Here is an 18972-nt window from a genome sequence, read left to right on the forward strand (position 1 = left end):
CCAGCACAACTTGCCGCTCCCCACGCCTATTCCGGGACCGGGAGGCTCATGTTCATGGCGATCGACACCGACCTCACCCCCCTCTCGTCCCCACCGCTCGGCACCCCCCGGATGTCGCGGCGCGACAAGCTCGTCCTGTTCGTCCTGTGCGCCGCCCAGTTCATGGTGGCCCTCGACTTCTCCGTCCTGAACGTCGCGCTGCCCGTCCTCGGGGCCGACCTCGGCATGGACCGGTCCGCGCTCCAGTGGGCGGTCACCGCGTTCGCCCTGCCGTCCGGCGGCTTCCTGCTCCTGTTCGGCCGCATCGGCGACCTGTACGGCCGGCGCCGCCTCTTCCTCACCGGGCTCGGCCTGTTCGCCGCGGCCTCCGTGCTCGCGACCCTGGCCTGGGACCCGGCGTCCTTCCTCGCCGGACGGGCCCTGCAGGGCCTCGGCGCCGCCGTGATCGTGCCGACCGGCATGTCCCTGCTGACGACGACCTTCGCCGAGGGCCCCGCACGCGCCCGGGCGCTCGGCGTCTCCGGGACGCTGATGTCCCTCGGCTTCACCATCGGCGTGGTCGCCGGCGGCGTCCTCACCGACACCCTCGGCTGGCGCTCCACGATGGGTCTGCTCGCCCTCTTCGCGCTGATCGTCCTGCCCCTCGCGCCCGGCCTGCTGCCGGAGTCCCGCACGCCCTCGCGGCCGCACCTGGACGTGCCCGGCGCGATCACCGTCACCGGCGGCCTGCTGTCCCTGATCTACGCCCTGACGACGGCCGCCGACCACGGCTTCGCCCGCGCCGACGTCCTCGCCGCGCTCGTCCTGGGCGCCGCCCTGCTCACGGCGTTCGCGGTCGTCGAGTCCCGCACCCCGGCACCGCTGGTCTCCCTGCCGATGCTGCGCCGCCGCACGGTGGCCTGGGGCAACCTGGGCGGCCTGGTGACCTTCTCGATGATGTCGACGGTGGTCTTCGTGCTCACCCTGTACCTGCAGGGCGTCCTGCACCTGTCGGCCTGGGAGACCGGGCTGGTCTTCGGCGTCCAGGGCATCGTCTCGGTGGTCGCCGGATCGCTCACGCCGCGTTTCGTCAGCCGGCTCGGGGCGCGCCGCACCCTCGTCGTCTCCCTCACCGGACAGGGCGTCTTCACCGGCGGCCTGCTGTTCCTGGACGCGCACGCCTGGTCCGTCTGGCTCGCCGCGGCGGCCGTGTCGCTGGCCAGCATGTTCCACCTGGGCGCGATCATCTCCTACGGCCTGACCGTGACCTCCGGTGTCCCCGACGCGGAACAGGGCCTGGCCACCGGCCTGGTCACCTCGACCCAGCAGGTGGGCATCACCGTCGGCATCCCGCTGCTCGGCGTCCTCGCCACCACCTCCGGCGACCTGCTCGGCGGCACCCGCACGGTCATGGCGCTGGACACCGGCATCGTGCTGGCCGCCGCCGCTCTGGTCGCCGTCGGCCTGCGCACCGGCCGCAAGCCGGCCTCAGGGACGGTCGAGCCGGAGCCGCTCGGCACGCGGTAGACCCGCCACGACCAGGTCGTACGAGTCCTCCACGAGCTCCCGGGCCAGCCGGTCCGGGAGCTCGCCGTCCACCGTCACCGTGTTCCAGTGCCGCTTGTTCATGTGGTAGCCGGGGACGATCAGGCCGGGGTGCTCGGCGCGCAGCCGTATAGCGTCCTCCGGGTCGCACTTCAGGTTGACCGTCAGGGGCCGGGCGTCCAGGTTCGTCAGCGCGAACAGCTTGCCGAGCACCTTGAAGACCGAGGTCTCCGGGTTGAAGGGGAACTCCTCCACCACGGCGTTGAACGACAGGCACAGCGCCCGCAGCTCCTGAGGTGTCACTCCTGACCCGTCTCCTGCGCGGGGGCCGCCGCGGGGCCCACCGGCTCCACGAGCACGGTCACGATCTTGTTCCGCCGGCCGGCCGCGGCCTCCGCCGTCAGACGCAGCTCACGCCCGTCGGGCAGCTCCACCGTGGACGACGCCCCGGCGATCGGGACCCGGCCCAGCGCCTTCGCGAGCAGACCGCCGACCGTCTCCACGTCCTCGTCGTCGTACTCGTCCAGGCCGTAGAGCTCGCCCAGGTCCGTGATGTCCAGACGGGCGGTCACCCGGTAGCGGTCGCCGCCGAGCACCTCCACCGGGGGCAGCTCACGGTCGTACTCGTCGGTGATCTCGCCGACGATCTCCTCGAGGATGTCCTCGATGGTGACGATGCCGGCGGTGCCGCCGTACTCGTCGATGACGACGGCGACGTGGTTGCGCTCCTTCTGCATCTCGCGCAGCAGGTCACCGGCGTTCTTGGTGTCCGGCACGAAGACCGCCGGGCGCATCGCGGTGGACACCAGCTCGCTCTCCGCGTCCCGCGAGATGTGCGTCTTGCGGGCCAGGTCCTTCAGATACACGATCCCGACCACGTCGTCCTCGCTCTCCCCGACGACCGGGATCCGGGAGAACCCGGAGCGCAGGGCGAGGGTGAGGGCCTGGCGGATCGTCTTGTGCCGCTCGATCACGACCAGGTCCGTGCGCGGGACCATCACCTCGCGCACCAGGGTGTCGCCGAGTTCGAAGACCGAGTGCACCATCCGGCGCTCCTCGGCCTCGATCAGCGACTCCGCCTCCGCCAGGTCGACCAGCGCGCGCAGCTCCGCCTCGGAGGCGAAGGGGCCGCGGCGGAAGCCCTTGCCGGGGGTGAGGGCGTTGCCGACGAGGATCAGCAGCGACGGGATCGGGCCCATGATCCGCGCCAGCGGCACCAGCACGTACGCCGCCGCAGTCGCGGTGTTCAGTGGATGCTGCCGGCCGATGGTGCGCGGCGAGACCCCGACGGCCACGTACGACACGAGGACCATGACGCCGATGGCGACCAGCAGGGCCTGCGTCGTCCCGGAGAACTCCTGGAGGCAGGCGTACGTGACGAGGGCGGCCGCCGCCATCTCGCAGGCGACGCGGACCAGCAGCGCCACGTTCAGATAGCGCGTCGGGTCGGCGGCGACCTGCGCCAGTTTCGCGCTGCCCCGCCGGCCGCCGCGCACGGCCTCCTCGGCGCGGAAACGGGACACGCGCGCCAGGCCCGCCTCCGCGCAGGCGGCGAGCCAGGCGACGACGACCAGGGCGATCGCGCCGGCGACGAGGGGCAGACTCATGACACGGTCGGGGCCGGGGAGGGGCCGGTCAGCCCGTTCTCCGCACGCCAGCCGTCCACGATGGCCGCCTGCAGACCGAACATCTCGGCCTTCTCGTCGGGCTCCTCGTGGTCGTAACCGAGCAGGTGCAGCACACCGTGGACGGTGAGCAGCTGCAGCTCCTCGTCCATGCTGTGCTGCGTGGGCGCCTCGGCGCCCTGCTTCGCGGCCACCTCCGGGCACAGCACGATGTCCCCGAGCAGCCCCTGCGGGGGCTCGTCGTCGTCCTTGGACGGGGGCCGCAGCTCGTCCATGGGGAACGACATGACATCGGTGGGCCCGGGCAGGTCCATCCACTGGATGTGAAGCTGCTCCATGGCGGCGGCGTCCACCACGATGACCGAGAGCTCGGACAGCGGGTGGATGCGCATCCGCCCCAGGGCGTAGCGGGCGATGTCGAGGATCGCCTGCTCGTCGACCTCGGTGCCGGACTCGTTGTTGACGTCGATCGACATGCTGGTGCTCGGTCTACTTCCCCTTGTGCCCGGACTTGCCCCGGCTCTGCCCCTTGTGGGTGCCGTTCTGGGTGCCGTGCGTGCTGTCGTACTTCTCGTAGGCGTCGACGATACGGCCGACCAGCTTGTGCCGGACGACATCCTGCGACGACAGACGCGAGAAGTGGACGTCGTCGACGCCGTCCAGGATGTCCTGCACCTGCCGCAGACCGGACTTGGTGCCGTCCGGAAGGTCGACCTGGGTGACATCACCGGTGATGACGATCTTCGAGTCGAAGCCCAGACGGGTGAGGAACATCTTCATCTGCTCGGGGCTGGTGTTCTGCGCCTCGTCCAGGATGATGAAGGCGTCGTTCAGCGTGCGGCCGCGCATGTAGGCGAGCGGCGCGACCTCGATCGTCCCGGCCGCCATGAGCCGCGGGATCGAGTCGGGGTCGAGCATGTCGTGCAGCGCGTCGTACAGCGGGCGCAGATAGGGGTCGATCTTCTCGTAGAGCGTGCCCGGCAGGAAGCCCAGCCGCTCGCCCGCCTCGACCGCCGGCCGGGTCAGGATGATGCGGTTGACCTGCTTGGACTGCAGGGCCTGCACCGCCTTCGCCATGGCCAGATAGGTCTTGCCCGTACCGGCGGGGCCGATGCCGAAGACGATCGTGTGCTTGTCTATGGCGTCGACGTACCGCTTCTGGTTGAGCGTCTTGGGGCGGATGGTGCGCCCGCGCGAGGAGAGGATGTTCTGCGTGAGCACCTCGGCCGGGGTCTCCTGGCCGTCCCCCTCGCCGTTGTCACTCGCTCTGAGCATGGCGATCGAGCGTTCCACTGCGTCCTCCGTCATCGGCTGCCCGGTGCGGAGCACCAGCATCATCTCGTCGAACAGGCGCTGGATGAGAGCGACCTCCGCGGCGTCGCCGACCGCGCTGATCTCGTTGCCCCGGACATGGATGTCGGCCGCCGGGAAGGCCTTCTCGACCACGCGCAGCAGGGAGTCGCCGGACCCCAGCACGGTCACCATGGGGTGCTGGGCGGGGACGGTGAACTGTGCTCTGGCCTGCCCCTGCGCGGGTGTGTGAGCTGTGGGTGTCTGAGTCATGGGCCGGCTCTGAAGGCCTTGCTCGTCCTCCTCGAAACGACTCGCCCGCCACATGGGCGGCCTGGCGTTTTCCAGGGTACGCCGGGGGACCGACAACGCCGTAGGGCTTTTCCCCGGGCGGCCGTGGGAGCCGGCCGGGCCTCAGAACCCCAGCTTGCGCAGCTGGCGGGGGTCGCGCTGCCAGTCCTTGGCCACCTTGACGTGCAGGTCCAGGAAGACCGGCGTGCCCAGCAGGGCCTCGATCTGCTTGCGGGACTTGATGCCGACCTCCTTCAGGCGCTTGCCCTTGGGGCCGATGACGATGCCCTTCTGGCTGGGCCGCTCGATGTAGACGAAGGCGTGGATGTCCAGGAGCGGCTTGTCGGCGGGCCGGTCCTCGCGGGGCAGCATCTCCTCCACGACGACGGCGATGGAGTGCGGCAGCTCGTCGCGGACGCCCTCCAGCGCGGCCTCGCGGATCAGCTCCGCGATCATGACCTGCTCGGGCTCGTCGGTGAGCTCGCCGTCCGGGTACAGGGCGGGGCCCTCCGGCAGCAGCGGGACGATCAGGTCGGCCAGCAGGTCCACCTGCTCGCCGGAGACCGCCGACACCGGGATGATCTCCGCCCACTCGAAGCCCAGCTCCTTGCCGAGCTGGTCGATCGCGATGAGCTGTTCGGCGAGCGTCTTGCCGTCCACCAGGTCGGTCTTCGTGACGATCGCGATCTTCGGCGTCTTCTTGATCGACGCGAGCTCCTTGGCGATGAAGCGGTCACCGGGACCGAGCTTCTCGTTCGCCGGGAGACAGAAACCGATCACGTCGACCTCGGCCCAGGTGGTGCGGACCACGTCGTTCAGCCGCTCGCCCAGCAGGGTGCGCGGCTTGTGCAGGCCCGGGGTGTCGACCAGGATCAGCTGCGCGTCCGGCCGGTGCACGATGCCGCGCACGGTGTGCCGCGTGGTCTGCGGCTGGTTGGCGGTGATCGCCACCTTCTGGCCGACCAGAGCATTCGTCAGCGTGGACTTGCCCGCGTTGGGACGGCCCACGAAGCAGGCGAAGCCCGCGCGGTGGGGGGCCTCGGACTGGGCCGACGGCTCGGAAGACTTGCTGCGAACGCTCATGGCGCCCATTGTCCCTGATCCCCGGAGCCCCGCCGCACACAGGGCGGACCTCGTGCCCTTACGCCGCGCGCGCGGAGCGCCTACGATCACGGGGCCCGGCGCCCCAGGCGCCCCGCACCCCGCACGTCCCGTGTCCGCCACCCCGCCCGGAAGGCCACCCAGCAGGCATGAAGCTGATCACCGCGGTCGTCAAGCCGTACCGGCTCGACGAGGTCAAGAGCGCCCTGAGGGAGCTCGGCGTGCACGGCCTGACCGTGACGGAGGCGAGCGGCCACGGCCGGCAGCGCGGGCACACCGAGGTGTACCGGGGCGCCGAGTACCAGGTCGACCTGGTGCCGAAGGTGCGGATCGAGGTGGTCGTCGAGGACGCGGCGGCCGACGACGTCGTCGAGGCCGTCCTCACGGCGGCGCGGACGGGGAAGATCGGCGACGGCAAGGTCTGGGTGCTGCCCGTCGAGACGGTCGTCCGGGTCCGCACGGGCGAGCGCGGCCCCGACGCCCTGTAGCACCGCCCGGCGCCCCGGGCGCGGTCACCTCGTGCCGGCCGTCATGTCCTGCAGCCCCACCACGCGCAGCAGCTGGAGGCGTTCGTGGGCCTCCGTGCCGGGGCGCGCGGAGTGCACGACCAGGAGGTGGCGGTGCTGGTTGCTGACCATGACCTCGCAGTCCAGCTCCAGCAGACCCACCAGCGGGTGCACGAACCGCTTGGTCGCCCGCTCCCGCCGCGACACCTCGTGCTCGTCCCACAGCCGGGCGAACTCCGCGCTGCCCGCCCGCAGTTCGGCGACCAGCCCGGCCGGCTCCGGGTCGTCGGGGCGGGCCGCGGCCACCGAGCGCAGCTGGGCCACCTGGGCCCGCGCGAGGCCCTCGAAGTCCTCCGGAGGGAACAGCGCGCGCGAGTCCGGATCGAGGAAGAAGCGCCGGGTGAGGTTGCGCTCCCGCCGCGGGCGGGACATCACGTCCCCCACCAGCGCCCTGGCCATCGCGTTCTGCGCCAGCACCTCACCGCAGTCCGTCACCACCTGGGCCGGTGTGTCGTGCAGCCGGTCCAGGATCAGCAGCAGCCCGGGGCGCACGTGCTCCGACGCCGTCTCGTGCCGCGGCGGCTCCTCGCCGGCCAGGTGGAACAGATGGTCCTGCTCGACGTCCGTCAGGCGCAGCGCGCGGCCCAGCGCGGTGAGCATCTGACGGGACGGACGCGGGCCCCGGGACTGTTCCAGCCGGGTGTAGTAGTCCACCGACATGCCCGCGAGCTGCGCCACCTCCTCCCGGCGCAGGCCCGGCGTACGGCGCCGGGAGCCGGGCGTGAGACCCACGTCCGACGGGGCCAGCCGGGCACGGCCACGACGCAGGAAGTCGGCGAGTTCCGCTCGGTTCATCCCACCAGCCTGCTCCCTGGCGCGCCCCTTATCCAGGGACCGCCGATCCCCCGATCGACGGGTCTCTCCCGCCCGCACCGGTCCCGTCCGACGGTGGTGGGTGACGAGAGGAGCAGATCATGCAGACACTGGTGACGGGTACGACGGGACAGGTCGGCCGGCGCTTCGTGCCGAGGCTGCTGGAGCAGGCCGGGGCGGGGGAGCGGGTCAGGGTCCTGGTCCGGGACGCGGCCCGGGGCGAGCGGTTCGCCGAGCTGGGCGCCGAGGTCGTCGTCGGCGACCTGCGGGACGTCGAGGCGCTCGGCAAGGCGGTCGCGGGGGTCGACGCGGTCGTCAACGTCGCGGCGTCCTTCCGCGGGGTGCCCGACGAGGAGGCGTGGGCGGTCAACCGGGACGCCGCGGTGGCGCTCGGCCGGGCCGCCCAGGCGGCCGGCGTGGAGCGGTTCGTGCAGGTCAGCACGAACAACGTGTACGGCACCGGACGCGGGCGCCCGCTGCTGGAGGAGGACGAGAGCAGGCCCGGCGGGCACATGTGGGGCGCCTACCCCGCCTCCAAGGCCGAGGCCGAGCGGGCGCTGCTGGCGATGGAGGGCCTGGACGTGCGCATCGCCCGGCTCCCGTTCGTCTACGGCGAGGGCGACCCGCACCTCGCGAACGTCATGGCCTGGGCGCCGCGCTGGGCCCCGCACCAGCGGCTGCACATGGCCCACCACGCGGACGTCGCCCAGGCCCTGATGCGGCTGCTGTACACGCCGGGCATCGCGGGCCGGATCTACAACGTCGCCGACGACGCCCCCGTCACCACCGTCGAGCTGTACCGGCTCAACGGCCTGGAGGTGCCCGCCGGGCTGTACGACAACACCGACCCCGACCCCTGGCACAACATCGTGGACACCGGGCGCATCCGCCGCGAGCTCGGCTTCCGGCCGATCTACCCGAGCGTGTGGACCGCCCGGGACGCCGGGGCGCTGTGACGCCGGTCCGGACCGGTCAGCCGGTCCGGGTCCCCGTCCGCCGCTGGGCCCGCATCAGATCGCGGAACCAGCGGTAGGAGGCCTTCGGGGTGCGCCGCCGTGTGGCGAAGTCGACGTGCACCAGGCCGAAGCGGCGCGCGTAGCCCTCCGCCCACTCGAAGTTGTCCAGCAGGGACCACACGAAGTAGCCGCGCACGTCCACGCCCGCCTCCAGGGTCCGGTGCAGCGCGCGGACGTGCCCGTCGAGGTAGGCGATCCGCTCCCGGTCGTCGACGCCCTCGTAGGAGCAGCCGTTCTCGGTGATGACGACCGGGGGGAGACGGTCGCCGTAGCGGTCCCGGAAACCGATGAGGAGTTCCGTCAGGCCCTCCGGCACCACCGGCCAGCCGAAGTCGGTCCTCGGCACGCCTTCGATCTCGCGTACGGAGAAGGGCAGTTCGGCGGGCATGCTGACCCCGCCGAACTCGATCTCGGTGCCCTGCGGCGCTCCCACGCGGGTCGGGGCGTAGTAGTTGACGCCGTAGAAGTCGAGCGGCGCGGCGATGACCTTCAGATCCGCCTCGACGTCCCCCGGCATGAGCGCGTCGACGCCCTCCGGGTATCGGCCGAGCAGCAGCGGGTCGGCGAACAGCCGGTTCAGCAGCAGGTCGTAGAAGTCCGCCGCCTCCAGGTCCGCCTGCTCCCGTGACGCCGGCCAGGTCGGCCCGTGCGAGTTCGCGATCCCGACGTCCGTCGCGCCGGCCGCGCGCAGGGCCTGTACGGCGAGCCCGTGCGCCAGCAGCTGGTGGTGGGCGACCGGCAGGGCGTCGAACAGGAGCCGCCGGCCGGGCGCGTGCGTGCCCAGGGCGTGGCCCAGCAGCGTGTGCTCGGCCGGCTCGTTCAGGGTGATCCACGTGCCGACCCGGTCCCCGAGGCGGTCGGCCACCTGGGACACGTACGCGGCGAACCGGGCGGCCGTGTCCCGCTCCAGCCAGTCCAGCGCGACGGGCAGGTCCCAGTGGAAGAGCGTCGGCACCGGCCGCACGCCCGCCGCGCACAGCTCGTCCACCAGACGGTCGTAGAAGTCCAGTCCTCGCGGGGAGTTCACCCGCGGCCAGGAGATCGAGAACCGGTACGCGTCCACGCCGAGACCGGCGAGCAGCGCCACGTCCTCGCGGTAGCGGTGGTAGTGGTCGCAGGCCACGTCGGCCGTCGAGCCGTCCTTCACCCGCCCCGGCTCGGCCGTGAAGGCGTCCCACACGGACCGCCCGCGCAGGTCCGCCGCGCCCTCGATCTGGTGGGCCGAGGTGGACACCCCCCACAGGAAGCCCGCCGGGAAGCGGGGTATGGGCCGGGTCGCATCGCGCTCGTCGATCGCCATGCGCCGGATCATCGGCATCGGCGGCGCGGTAAGTCAACGCCCGGACGGGAACGGCCCGTCACCCCGCTACGCGCCCTCCTTCAGCACCCGTGAGACGAGAGCGCGCTGCTCGTCGGTGAGACGGGGGTCGGAGCAGTACACCGTCCGCCCGTCCACGGTGATCTGGTAGCTGAAGCCGTCCGGCACCCCGACGGGCGGCGTGCCCCGGCCGGACGCCAGCGCGCCCTCGGCCAGGGCGTGCCACTCCCCGGCGTCCGCCCGCCCGGCGGTGTCCACCTCCGCGTGCCGCTCGATGCCCGCGAACCCACCCGTGCGCCGTACCCGAATACGCATGGGACCTGTCTATTACGCCGCTACGGGATCCGCACCCCCACCTGCTCCCACGCCTTCGCCACGGCCCGGAACTCGTCACCGCCGTCACCGAAGCGCTCCCGCGCCGCCTTCACGGTGAGTGCCGCGAAGTCGGTGAACAGCGCCCGGTCCGGGAGCTCGCCGCCGGTGAGGACGTCGAACCAGATCCGTCCCGCCCGCTCCCAGGCGTGCCCGCCGAGCGCGGTGGCGGCCAGGTAGAAGGCGTGGTTGGGGATGCCGGAGTTGATGTGGACGCCGCCGTTGTCCCGGCCGGTGCGGACGTAGTCGTCCATCGTGGCGGGCTGCGGGTCCTTGCCGAGGATGTCGTCGTCGTACGCGCTGCCCGGCTCCTTCATCGAGCGCAGCGCCTTGCCGGTGACGCCGGGGGCGAGCAGGCCCGCGCCGATCAGCCAGTCGGCCTCGGCGGCGGTCTGGCCGAGCGTGTACTGCTTGATCAGGGCGCCGAAGACGTCGGACATCGACTCGTTCAGCGCGCCCGGCTGCCCGTAGTAGGTGAGGTTGGCCGTGTACTGCGTGACGCCGTGGGTGAGCTCGTGGCCGATGACGTCGATCGGGATGGTGAAGTCGAGGAAGATCTCCCCGTCCCCGTCGCCGAACACCATCTGCTCGCCGTTCCAGAAGGCGTTGTTGTAGTCCTCGTCGTAGTGGACGGTGGCGTCCAGCGGCAGCCCGTCGCCGTCGATGGAGTGCCGGCCGTACGCCGTCAGGAACAGCTCGAAGGTGGCGCCGAGCCCCGAGTAGGCGCGGTTGACCGTGGCGTCCCGGCCGGGGTCGTCGCCCTCGCCGCGGACCTCGGTGCCGGGCAGGGCGGTGCCGTGCCCGGCGTCGTAGACCGTGCGCAGCGGCTGATCCGACGGCGCCTTGGCACGCGGCGCCGGCGCGAGCCCGAACTCGGTCGTCACGCGGCGCCTGCCGCGCAGCTCGCTGTCGCGGACCAGGGTCCGGCGGGCCGGGCCGGAGAGCGCCGGGTCGTCGTGGCGGGCCAGCCGGTCGAGGACGTGCGGCGGTACGACGGTGCAGAAGACGGGCTCGAAGCCCCCGTTGGTCGTCATGTGCCGCACCATCGCACTGCGTGAGGGCGATGTCACTAGCGGCGACCATGATTGGTGAAATAAGCGGATCTGGTCACCGCGCGTGGTCGCTCTGTGTTATGCGACGGTGTCCGGATTGTGCTTTTTCGCACAGGCTCTCGGGCTCTCCGCAGGACGCCGGTCCCGCATACTGATATGGACCGCCGCATACCGGAGAGCTCGGCTAGCATGCTTCGCATCATGCTTTTCGGGCTGCTTCTTCTTAGCTGCCGCGGCGAGGGCCTGTAGTCCAGGTCGACTCCCTCCCCGCGGAGCTTCGCGTTGCGTCGTCGGCCGTCCTTCCGGACATCCTGAGGAGCCCCGCAGACATGGCGAACCGCCAGCAGCCCAGCACCATGCCGATCCACAAGTACGGCCGCTACGAGCAGGTCGACATCCCTGACCGGACCTGGCCGGACCAGCGCGTCACCACCGCTCCCCGCTGGCTCTCCACCGACCTGCGCGACGGCAACCAGGCCCTGATCGACCCGATGTCGCCCGAGCGCAAGCGCCGGATGTTCGACCAGCTGGTCAAGATGGGCTACAAGGAGATCGAGGTCGGCTTCCCCGCCTCGGGCCAGACGGACTTCGACTTCGTACGGTCGATCATCGAAGAGCCCGGCGCCATCCCGGACGACGTCACCATCTCCGTACTGACCCAGGCCCGCGAGGACCTGATCGAGCGCACGGTGGAGTCCCTGAAGGGCGCCAGGCGCGCCACCGTCCACCTGTACAACGCCACCGCCCCGGTCTTCCGCCGCGTGGTCTTCCGCGGCTCCAAGGACGACATCAAGCAGATCGCCGTCGACGGCACCCGCCTGGTGATGGAGTACGCGGAGAAACTGCTGGGCCCCGACACCGAGTTCGGCTACCAGTACTCGCCGGAGATCTTCACCGACACCGAGCTGGACTTCGCGCTGGAGGTCTGCGAGGCGGTGATGGACGTCTACCAGCCCGGCCCCGGCCGCGAGATCATCCTCAACCTGCCCGCCACCGTGGAGCGTTCGACGCCGTCCACGCACGCGGACCGCTTCGAGTGGATGCACCGCAACCTGTCCCGCCGCGAGTACGTCTGCCTGTCCGTCCACCCGCACAACGACCGCGGCACCGCCGTCGCCGCCGCCGAGCTGGCCTTGATGGCCGGCGCCGACCGCGTCGAGGGCTGCCTGTTCGGGCAGGGTGAGCGCACCGGCAACGTCGACCTGGTCACCCTGGGCATGAACCTGTTCTCGCAGGGCGTCGACCCGCAGATCGACTTCTCCGACATCGACGAGATCCGCCGTACGTGGGAGTACTGCAACCAGATGGAGGTCCACCCGCGCCACCCGTACGTGGGCGACCTGGTCTACACCTCCTTCTCCGGCTCCCACCAGGACGCCATCAAGAAGGGCTTCGACGCGATGGAGGCCGCGGCGGCGGCCCAGGGCGTCACTGTCGACGACATCGAGTGGGCGGTCCCGTACCTGCCGATCGACCCCAAGGACGTCGGCCGCTCCTACGAGGCGGTCATCCGCGTCAACTCGCAGTCCGGCAAGGGCGGTATCTCCTACGTCCTGAAGAACGACCACAAGCTGGACCTGCCGCGCCGGATGCAGATCGAGTTCTCCAGGATCATCCAGGCGAAGACGGACGCCGAGGGCGGCGAGATCACCGGCGCCGACATCTGGGCGACCTTCCAGGACGAGTACCTGCCGAACCCGGAGAACCCCTGGGGCCGGCTGCAGGTCAGGAACGGCCAGTCGACCACCGACACCGACGGGGTGGACACCCTCAAGGTGGAGGCGACCGTCGACGGCGCCGACACGGTCCTGCAAGGCAGCGGCAACGGTCCGATCTCGGCCTTCTTCGACGCACTGGCGAAGATCGGCATCGACGCGCGCCTGCTGGACTACCAGGAGCACACGATGAGCGAGGGCGCGTCCGCGCAGGCCGCCTCGTACATCGAGTGCGCCATCGACGGCAAGGTGCTGTGGGGCATCGGCATCGACGCCAACACCACCCGCGCCTCGCTGAAGGCGGTCGTGTCGGCCGTCAACCGGGCCGCCCGCTGACGGTCCGCCGCATCGGGAAGGAGGCCCCGCCCGCCGTGCTCCGGCGGGCGGGGCCCGCTCATTTCCGGCCAGCCGAACGTGCAGGTCACGGAGAGGTCTCGTCCGGGGTACTGACTCCACGTCCAAGATGTGGCTAACATCACGCAAGCGCGGCGATGTTGCCGTGGCGTTACGGAGGTGCGACGTGCTGCCAGGACGGGGACGAGACGGCCGTGCCGCCAGGCCTGCGCGCCTCCTGGGCACCCGTACCGTGTGGACGGCCGCCGGTGACGGCGAGTTCTTCTGCCCGGGGTGCGGAGGCGACCGCAACTACCAGCGGCTGACCGGACGCCGCCGCTTCACCCTGCTCGGCGTCCCGGTGCTGCCGCGCGGCGAGACCGGCCCCGTCGTCGAGTGCGCCGCCTGCCGCCGCCACTTCGGCACCGACGCCCTGGACCACCCGACCACCACCCGCTTCTCCGCGATGCTCCGCGACGCCGTGCACACCGTCGCCCTCGCGGTGCTGTCGGCGGGCGGCACCTGCGCCCGCCCCGCCCTGGAGACCGCCGCGGCCACGGTGCGCGCGGCCGGCTTCGACGACTGCACGGAGGAGCAGCTCAGCGCCCTGGTGGACGCGCTGGCCGCCGACACCGGCCGGGTCCTGTCCGAGCCCTGCGGCCCCGGGCTCGCCATAGAGCTCCACGAGGCCCTGGACCCGCTCGCCCCGCACCTCGCCCCCGCCGGCCGCGAGTCGATCCTCCTCCAGGGCGCCCGCATCGCCCTGGCCGACGGCCCCTACACCCCCGCCGAACGCGACACCCTCGCGACGGTCGGCGCCGCCCTCACCCTGTGCACGGACGCCGTGGCGGGCCTGCTGGCGGCGGCGGCACGGACGCCTTCCTGACGTCTTCCCGACCCCTCCGGGGCCTCCGGCGACGAGGTCAGGAATCGAGAAGCGCCGCCCCCCGCCCGCCGCTAGCGTGACGGGCATGGACATCAGCATTCACGCCAGCTTCCTCCCGCACGACGATCCGGAGGCCTCCCTGGCCTTCTACCGCGACGTCCTCGGCTTCGAGGTCCGCAACGACGTCGGGCAGGGCTCGATGCGCTGGATCACGGTGGGCCCGCCCGGGCAGCCCGGCACCTCGCTTCTGCTCGCGCCGCCCGCCGCCGACCCCGGCGTCACCGACGACGAGCGCCGCGTCATCACTGAGATGATGGCCAAGGGCACCTACGGCTGGCTGCTGCTGGCCACCGCCGACGTCGACGAGACGTTCGAGAAGGTCCAGGCCGCCGGAGCCGAGGTCGTGCAGGAGCCCACCGACCAGCCGTACGGCATCCGCGACTGTGCCTTCCGCGACCCCGCGGGCAACATGATCCGCATCCAGGCCAGGGGCTGAACCGCCCGCTCACCGGACGACGCGCCTTCACCGAGTCGCAGATGGAGACCTCACGATGACCGAGCCGCACGTCGCCGACAGCCACGATCTGATCCGTGTGTACGGGGCGCGGGAGAACAACCTGAAGGACGTCAGCATCGAGATCCCGAAGCGCCGGCTGACGGTGTTCACCGGCGTCTCCGGCTCCGGCAAGAGCTCGCTGGTCTTCGACACCATCGCCGCCGAGTCGCAGCGGCTGATCAACGAGACCTACAGCGCCTTCGTCCAGGGCTTCATGCCGAACCTGGCCCGGCCCGAGGTCGACGTCCTCGACGGACTGACCACCGCCATCACCGTCGACCAGCAGCGCATGGGCTCCGACCCGCGCTCCACCGTCGGCACCGCCACCGACGCCAACGCGATGCTGCGCATCCTCTTCAGCCGGCTCGCCGAGCCGCACATCGGGCCGCCCTCCGCCTACTCCTTCAACGTCGCCTCCGTCTCCGCGAGCGGCGGCCTCACCGTCGACCGGGGCGCCGACCGGACGAAGACCGAGAAGGTCAGCTTCAGCCGCACCGGCGGCATGTGCACCCACTGCGAGGGCCGGGGCCGGGTCTCCGACATCGACCTCACCCAGCTCTACGACGACGCGAAGTCGCTCGCGGAGGACCCCTTCACCATCCCCACCTACACGGGAGACGGGTGGGTCGTACGGGTCATCACCGACTCCGGCTTCTTCGACAAGAACAAGCCGATCCGCGAGTACACCAAGAAGGAGCGCCACGACTTCCTCCACCGCGAGCCCACCAAGGTCAAGATCAACGGAGTCAACCTCACCTACGAGGGCCTGATCCCCAAGCTGCAGAAGACCTTCCTGTCCAAGGACCGCGAGTCGATGCAGCCGCACATCCGCGCCTTCGTGGACCGCGCCGTCACCTTCGCCGTCTGCCCCGAGTGCGACGGCACCCGGCTCAGCGAGCAGGCCCGCTCCTCCAAGATCGAGGAGCTGAGCATCGCCGACGCCTGCGCCATGGAGATCCGCGACCTCGCCGAGTGGGTCCGCGGCCTCGACGAGCCGTCGGTCGCGCCGCTGCTGGCCAAGCTCCGGCACACCCTCGACGAGTTCGTGGAGATCGGCCTCGGCTACCTCTCCCTGGACCGGGCCTCGGGCACGCTCTCCGGCGGCGAGGCGCAGCGCACCAAGATGATCCGCCACCTCGGCTCCTCGCTCACCGACGTCACCTACGTCTTCGACGAGCCCACCGTCGGACTGCACCCGCACGACATCCAGCGCATGAACAACCTGCTGCTGCGCCTGCGGGACAAGGGCAACACGGTCCTCGTCGTGGAGCACAAGCCGGAGACCATCGCGATCGCCGACCACGTCGTCGACCTCGGCCCGGGCGCGGGCACGGCCGGCGGCACCGTCTGCTTCGAGGGCACCCTCGACGGCCTGCGGAAGTCCGACACCGTCACCGGCCGCCACCTGGACGACCGCGCCAAGCTCAAGGACGCGGCGCGCACCCCCACCGGCACCCTGGAGATCCGCGGAGCCACCGCCAACAACCTCCAGGACGTCGACGTCGACATCCCGCTCGGCGTGCTCTGCGTCGTCACCGGCGTCGCCGGCTCCGGCAAGTCCTCCCTCGTGCACGGCTCCATCCCGGCGCCGGAGGGCGTCGTCTCCGTCGACCAGACGCCGATCCGCGGTTCGCGCCGCAGCAACCCGGCGACCTACACCGGGCTGCTGGAGCCGGTCCGCAAGGCGTTCGCCAAGGCCAACGGCGTCAAACCGGCCCTGTTCAGCGCCAACTCCGAGGGCGCCTGCCCCACCTGCAACGGCGCCGGCGTCGTCTACACCGACCTGGCGATCATGCAGAGCGTCGCCACCACCTGCGAGGACTGCGGCGGCAAGCGGTTCGACGCCTCGGTGCTGGAGTACCGCCTCGGCGGCCGGGACATCAGCGAGGTGCTCGCCCTGTCCGTGACCGAGGCCGAGGAGTACTTCCGCGAGGGCGAGGCCCGCATCCCCGCCGCGCACCGGATCGTCCAGCGGTTGGCGGACGTCGGGCTGGGCTACCTCACCCTCGGCCAGCCGCTCACCACCCTGTCCGGCGGTGAGCGCCAGCGCCTCAAGCTGGCCGTGCACATGGCCGACAAGGGCGGCGTCTACGTCCTCGACGAGCCCACGACCGGTCTGCACCTGGCCGACGTCGAGCAGTTGCTCGGCCTGCTGGACCGGCTGGTGGACTCCGGCAAGTCCGTCATCGTCATCGAGCACCACCAGGCCGTCATGGCCCACGCCGACTGGATCATCGACCTCGGCCCCGGCGCCGGCCACGACGGCGGCCGGATCGTCTTCGAGGGCACCCCCGCCGACCTGGTCGCCGCCCGCTCCACCCTCACCGGTGAGCACCTCGCGGCCTACGTGGGCGGCTGAGCGCCGATGTGCCTGACCGGATCACCGGCCAGGGCCCTGCTGACGTCCCGCTCCCGCCCGCCGCGGGAGTGGACGTCGCCGCGGGCGCCCGGCGAAGATGTGAGGGTGACGTCCCCCCGCTCCACACCCGACGGACAGCGCCTGCGCACCCTGGTCGCGCTGCGCCGCGTCCGCGACCGGATGGACCGGGAGTACGCGCAGCCGCTCGACGTCGAGGCCCTCGCCCGCGGTGTCCACATGTCGGCCGGCCACCTCAGCCGCGCATTCCGGGCCGCCTACGGTGAGTCGCCCTACGGCTACCTGATGACACGGCGTATCGAGCGCGCGATGGCCCTGCTGCGCCGCGGCGACCTCAGCGTCACCGACGTCTGCTTCGAGGTCGGCTGCTCGTCGCTTGGCACCTTCAGCACCCGCTTCACGGAGCTGGTCGGGATGTCGCCGAGCGCCTACCGGCGTCAGGAGACCGGCGCCGTGGCCGGCCTCCCGTCCTGTGTGGCCAAGCAGGTGACGCGGCCCCTGCGGAACCGGGAGGCTCCGTTCTCCCTGGCCGCCGCCGTCAACGGGACGGCGCCGGCGGGCGCCCGCGCCACCGCGTGACGGAGGGCCGGGGGCGCCCTCCCCGGCGCGGCGCCCCCGGCCCTCCTCCCTCGCGGAACGGCCCTACGGCAGGGCCTTGTCGAAGTACTTGTCGTCGTCGGAGTCGTACACCAGCTCGCCCCCGGCGTCGTAGCCCTTGATGTGCGGAGTCCGCGTGACCTGCTCGTTCAGCACGCCGGACGCGACGAAGCGGCCGTCGTTCACGGTGGCCTCCGCTCGGGCGTCGCCGTAGGCGACCGTCACCCGGGCCACGGACGGCTTGGCCGTGCCGATCACCGCCCAGCGGAACGGCAGCCTCCAGCGGCCGTGGTCCAGGACCGACTGCTGGAAGAGCCGGTTGCTGTTGGGGTTCACCAGCACGGCCCCCTCGTCCGGGATGGCCCCGCTGTCGTCGGTGAACGCGGTGATGCCCTGCGTCACCCCGTCCTTGAGCCGGCAGATCAGCGAGGACCGCTCCCGGTCGTCGGCCTGCGCGACCACGAACACGCCGTCGCCCGGCGCGTTGGAGTCACCGGTGCTGCGCATCGCCAGCACGATCGCGTACGCGTCCGGCGGGGCCAGACCCGGCCCGCCGGGCCGGTCGCGGGTGAACTCCGAGTCCATGCAGTGCTCCAGCCCGTCCCTGGCCTGGTCGTACGTGATCCCGTCGAACAGCGCCGCCCCCGCGCGGTCGGGCTCCGCGCTCGGCGTCGGGGACGCCTCCCGCGAAGCCGGGGCCGAGGCCGACGGCGTCGGAGCCGCCGCCGTGCTGCCCTGCGCGCTCCCGGCCCCCAGTCCGTACACCGCGGCCGGCACCGCCGCCAGCGTCGCCAGGGCCGCGCCCGCCACCGCCACCCGGCGCCGCCGCTCGAGCGCACCCCGCCGCCGGATCTGCGGATAGGGGGCCGCGGACGGCCGGATCGTGTACGCGTCCTCGGCGAGCAGTTCCCGCAGTTCCTCCTCGAAGTCCCGCTCGTCGTCGGCCACTTGCTGCTTCTCGTCGTCGTTCACCGGTTGCCTCCCTGACCGGACGGGGTCCTCCGGGCGAGCCCCGGATACGTACGCAACTTCGCCAGCCCCTTGGACGCCTGGCTCTTGACCGTCCCCACGGAGCAGCCGAGCAGATCGGCGACCTCCGTCTCGGACAGGTCCTCCCAGTACCGCATGACCACCACCGCCCGCTGTTTGGGCGGCAGTTGGGCCAGGGCGCCGAGCAGCGCACCGCGCTCGTCGACCCCCGCGTAGGCCTCGTCGCGTCCCGCGCGTTCCGGCGGGGCGTCGGTCAGCGACTCCGGGACCCGCCGCTTGCGGAACCGGTCGCTGTTGCAGCTGACCAGCATCCGCCGGACGTACGCCTCCGGGCTGTCGGCGCGCGACACCCGCCGCCATGAGCGGTACGCCTTCGTCAGAGCCGTCTGGGTCAGGTCCTCCGCGTGGTGCGTGTCCCCGGTGAGGAGATACGCGGTCCGTACGAGGTGCGACCATCGCGCTCTGACGAATTCCTGGAACTGGGCCTCTGGTTCGGCCTGCATCAAGCACCCTCCCTCGCCCCACAGACCACCACCGCGCCGGAATCGGT

Annotated in this window: 19 protein-coding genes; 8 read left to right on the top strand and 11 right to left on the bottom strand. The window is 71.7% G+C overall.

Going from position 1 to position 18972, the window contains the following annotated elements; all coding sequences use genetic code 11:
• Positions 1 to 54: 54 nt before the first annotated feature.
• Positions 55 to 1506 (top strand): MFS transporter, encoded by a 1452-nt coding sequence (locus ACFRAC_RS02565; protein ID WP_382919684.1) that lies wholly within the window; start codon positions 55 to 57, stop codon positions 1504 to 1506.
• On the opposite strand, the gene ACFRAC_RS02570 is transcribed toward ACFRAC_RS02565, so the two are convergent.
• From ACFRAC_RS02570 to era, 5 genes are all read right to left on the bottom strand, one after another.
• Positions 1468 to 1827, bottom strand: a complete 360-nt coding sequence (locus ACFRAC_RS02570) for an MmcQ/YjbR family DNA-binding protein (protein ID WP_382919686.1) — start codon at positions 1825 to 1827, stop codon at positions 1468 to 1470. The two genes, ACFRAC_RS02565 and ACFRAC_RS02570, sit on opposite strands and share 39 nt — an antisense overlap.
• A complete protein-coding gene (locus ACFRAC_RS02575; protein ID WP_382919688.1) occupies positions 1824 to 3131 on the bottom strand; it encodes a hemolysin family protein in 1308 nt (435 codons plus the stop codon). Before ACFRAC_RS02575 ends, ACFRAC_RS02570 begins: the two co-directional genes overlap by 4 nt.
• Positions 3128 to 3625, bottom strand: a complete 498-nt coding sequence (ybeY, locus tag ACFRAC_RS02580) for an rRNA maturation RNase YbeY (RefSeq protein ID WP_382919690.1) — start codon at positions 3623 to 3625, stop codon at positions 3128 to 3130. Before ybeY ends, ACFRAC_RS02575 begins: the two co-directional genes overlap by 4 nt.
• Before the next feature lie 13 nt (positions 3626 to 3638).
• Entirely contained in the window at positions 3639 to 4712 is a 1074-nt protein-coding gene (locus ACFRAC_RS02585; protein WP_382919692.1) for a PhoH family protein, read from the bottom strand.
• Between the two features lie 141 nt (positions 4713 to 4853).
• Positions 4854 to 5822 carry a GTPase Era gene (gene era / locus ACFRAC_RS02590; RefSeq protein WP_382919694.1) on the bottom strand — a complete coding sequence of 323 codons (969 nt, stop codon included), beginning with the start codon at positions 5820 to 5822 and terminating at the stop codon, positions 4854 to 4856.
• Positions 5823 to 5980: 158 nt separating this feature from the next.
• Here era and ACFRAC_RS02595 point away from each other — a divergent pair, with 158 nt between their 5' ends.
• Positions 5981 to 6319, top strand: a complete 339-nt coding sequence (locus ACFRAC_RS02595; RefSeq protein ID WP_361339398.1) for a P-II family nitrogen regulator — start codon at positions 5981 to 5983, stop codon at positions 6317 to 6319.
• Positions 6320 to 6343: 24 nt separating this feature from the next.
• Here the strand turns inward: ACFRAC_RS02595 and ACFRAC_RS02600 are convergent, their stop codons facing one another.
• Positions 6344 to 7192, bottom strand: coding sequence for a helix-turn-helix transcriptional regulator (locus ACFRAC_RS02600; RefSeq protein ID WP_382919696.1), 849 nt, complete (start codon positions 7190 to 7192; stop codon positions 6344 to 6346).
• Between the two features lie 119 nt (positions 7193 to 7311).
• Between ACFRAC_RS02600 and ACFRAC_RS02605 the strand changes: the two genes are divergently transcribed.
• Positions 7312 to 8166: an NAD-dependent epimerase/dehydratase family protein gene (locus ACFRAC_RS02605; protein WP_382919698.1), complete on the top strand. Its 855-nt coding sequence runs from the start codon at positions 7312 to 7314 to the stop codon at positions 8164 to 8166.
• 16 nt (positions 8167 to 8182) lie between these two features.
• On the opposite strand, the gene ACFRAC_RS02610 is transcribed toward ACFRAC_RS02605, so the two are convergent.
• Genes ACFRAC_RS02610 through ACFRAC_RS02620 form a run of 3 tightly spaced genes read right to left on the bottom strand, consistent with a single transcriptional unit; the run spans position 8183 to position 10950 of the window.
• Positions 8183 to 9538, bottom strand: a complete 1356-nt coding sequence (locus ACFRAC_RS02610) for a GH1 family beta-glucosidase (protein WP_382919925.1) — start codon at positions 9536 to 9538, stop codon at positions 8183 to 8185.
• 54 nt (positions 9539 to 9592) lie between these two features.
• Positions 9593 to 9859, bottom strand: a complete 267-nt coding sequence (locus ACFRAC_RS02615; RefSeq protein WP_361339406.1) for a protealysin inhibitor emfourin — start codon at positions 9857 to 9859, stop codon at positions 9593 to 9595.
• A gap of 20 nt (positions 9860 to 9879) precedes the next feature.
• Positions 9880 to 10950, bottom strand: coding sequence for a M4 family metallopeptidase (locus ACFRAC_RS02620; RefSeq protein ID WP_382919700.1), 1071 nt, complete (start codon positions 10948 to 10950; stop codon positions 9880 to 9882).
• A gap of 347 nt (positions 10951 to 11297) precedes the next feature.
• Here ACFRAC_RS02620 and leuA point away from each other — a divergent pair, with 347 nt between their 5' ends.
• The 5 genes from leuA to ACFRAC_RS02645 all read left to right on the top strand — a co-directional run bounded on the left by leuA (position 11298) and on the right by ACFRAC_RS02645 (position 17414).
• Positions 11298 to 13019, top strand: coding sequence for a 2-isopropylmalate synthase (gene leuA, locus ACFRAC_RS02625; protein ID WP_382919703.1), 1722 nt, complete (start codon positions 11298 to 11300; stop codon positions 13017 to 13019).
• A 184-nt stretch (positions 13020 to 13203) separates the two neighbouring features.
• Positions 13204 to 13902, top strand: a complete 699-nt coding sequence (locus ACFRAC_RS02630; protein WP_382919704.1) for a TerB family tellurite resistance protein — start codon at positions 13204 to 13206, stop codon at positions 13900 to 13902.
• An 85-nt stretch (positions 13903 to 13987) separates the two neighbouring features.
• Positions 13988 to 14398 (top strand): VOC family protein, encoded by a 411-nt coding sequence (locus ACFRAC_RS02635; protein ID WP_382919706.1) that lies wholly within the window; start codon positions 13988 to 13990, stop codon positions 14396 to 14398.
• Positions 14399 to 14453: 55 nt separating this feature from the next.
• Positions 14454 to 16817, top strand: a complete 2364-nt coding sequence (locus tag ACFRAC_RS02640; protein ID WP_382919707.1) for an ATP-binding cassette domain-containing protein — start codon at positions 14454 to 14456, stop codon at positions 16815 to 16817.
• Positions 16818 to 16997: 180 nt separating this feature from the next.
• On the top strand, positions 16998 to 17414 hold the full coding sequence (locus ACFRAC_RS02645; protein WP_382919926.1) for a helix-turn-helix transcriptional regulator: 417 nt from the start codon (positions 16998 to 17000) through the stop codon (positions 17412 to 17414).
• A gap of 63 nt (positions 17415 to 17477) precedes the next feature.
• On the opposite strand, the gene ACFRAC_RS02650 is transcribed toward ACFRAC_RS02645, so the two are convergent.
• Both ACFRAC_RS02650 and ACFRAC_RS02655 read right to left on the bottom strand, forming a co-directional pair.
• Entirely contained in the window at positions 17478 to 18404 is a 927-nt protein-coding gene (locus ACFRAC_RS02650) for a hypothetical protein (protein ID WP_382919709.1), read from the bottom strand.
• On the bottom strand, positions 18401 to 18925 hold the full coding sequence (locus tag ACFRAC_RS02655) for a SigE family RNA polymerase sigma factor (protein WP_382919710.1): 525 nt from the start codon (positions 18923 to 18925) through the stop codon (positions 18401 to 18403). Before ACFRAC_RS02655 ends, ACFRAC_RS02650 begins: the two co-directional genes overlap by 4 nt.
• Positions 18926 to 18972 lie beyond the last annotated feature (47 nt).

The sequence above is a fragment of the Streptomyces sp. NPDC056628 genome, from assembly GCF_042792555.1.
Lineage (GTDB): Bacteria > Actinomycetota > Actinomycetes > Streptomycetales > Streptomycetaceae > Streptomyces.

Bases quoted from the DNA above. Each gene is read 5' to 3' on its own strand.
- ACFRAC_RS02565 (WP_382919684.1), top strand. From the start codon at position 55: ATGGCGATCGACACCGACCTCACCCCCCTCTCGTCCCCACCGCTCGGC.
- ACFRAC_RS02575 (WP_382919688.1), bottom strand. From the start codon at position 3,131: ATGAGTCTGCCCCTCGTCGCCGGCGCGATCGCCCTGGTCGTCGTCGCC.
- ybeY (WP_382919690.1), bottom strand. From the start codon at position 3,625: ATGTCGATCGACGTCAACAACGAGTCCGGCACCGAGGTCGACGAGCAG.
- ACFRAC_RS02585 (WP_382919692.1), bottom strand. From the start codon at position 4,712: ATGACTCAGACACCCACAGCTCACACACCCGCGCAGGGGCAGGCCAGA.
- era (WP_382919694.1), bottom strand. From the start codon at position 5,822: ATGGGCGCCATGAGCGTTCGCAGCAAGTCTTCCGAGCCGTCGGCCCAG.
- ACFRAC_RS02595 (WP_361339398.1), top strand. From the start codon at position 5,981: ATGAAGCTGATCACCGCGGTCGTCAAGCCGTACCGGCTCGACGAGGTC.
- ACFRAC_RS02600 (WP_382919696.1), bottom strand. From the start codon at position 7,192: ATGAACCGAGCGGAACTCGCCGACTTCCTGCGTCGTGGCCGTGCCCGG.
- ACFRAC_RS02605 (WP_382919698.1), top strand. From the start codon at position 7,312: ATGCAGACACTGGTGACGGGTACGACGGGACAGGTCGGCCGGCGCTTC.
- ACFRAC_RS02610 (WP_382919925.1), bottom strand. From the start codon at position 9,538: ATGATCCGGCGCATGGCGATCGACGAGCGCGATGCGACCCGGCCCATA.
- ACFRAC_RS02615 (WP_361339406.1), bottom strand. From the start codon at position 9,859: ATGCGTATTCGGGTACGGCGCACGGGTGGGTTCGCGGGCATCGAGCGG.
- ACFRAC_RS02620 (WP_382919700.1), bottom strand. From the start codon at position 10,950: ATGACGACCAACGGGGGCTTCGAGCCCGTCTTCTGCACCGTCGTACCG.
- leuA (WP_382919703.1), top strand. From the start codon at position 11,298: ATGGCGAACCGCCAGCAGCCCAGCACCATGCCGATCCACAAGTACGGC.
- ACFRAC_RS02635 (WP_382919706.1), top strand. From the start codon at position 13,988: ATGGACATCAGCATTCACGCCAGCTTCCTCCCGCACGACGATCCGGAG.
- ACFRAC_RS02640 (WP_382919707.1), top strand. From the start codon at position 14,454: ATGACCGAGCCGCACGTCGCCGACAGCCACGATCTGATCCGTGTGTAC.
- ACFRAC_RS02645 (WP_382919926.1), top strand. From the start codon at position 16,998: ATGGACCGGGAGTACGCGCAGCCGCTCGACGTCGAGGCCCTCGCCCGC.
- ACFRAC_RS02655 (WP_382919710.1), bottom strand. From the start codon at position 18,925: ATGCAGGCCGAACCAGAGGCCCAGTTCCAGGAATTCGTCAGAGCGCGA.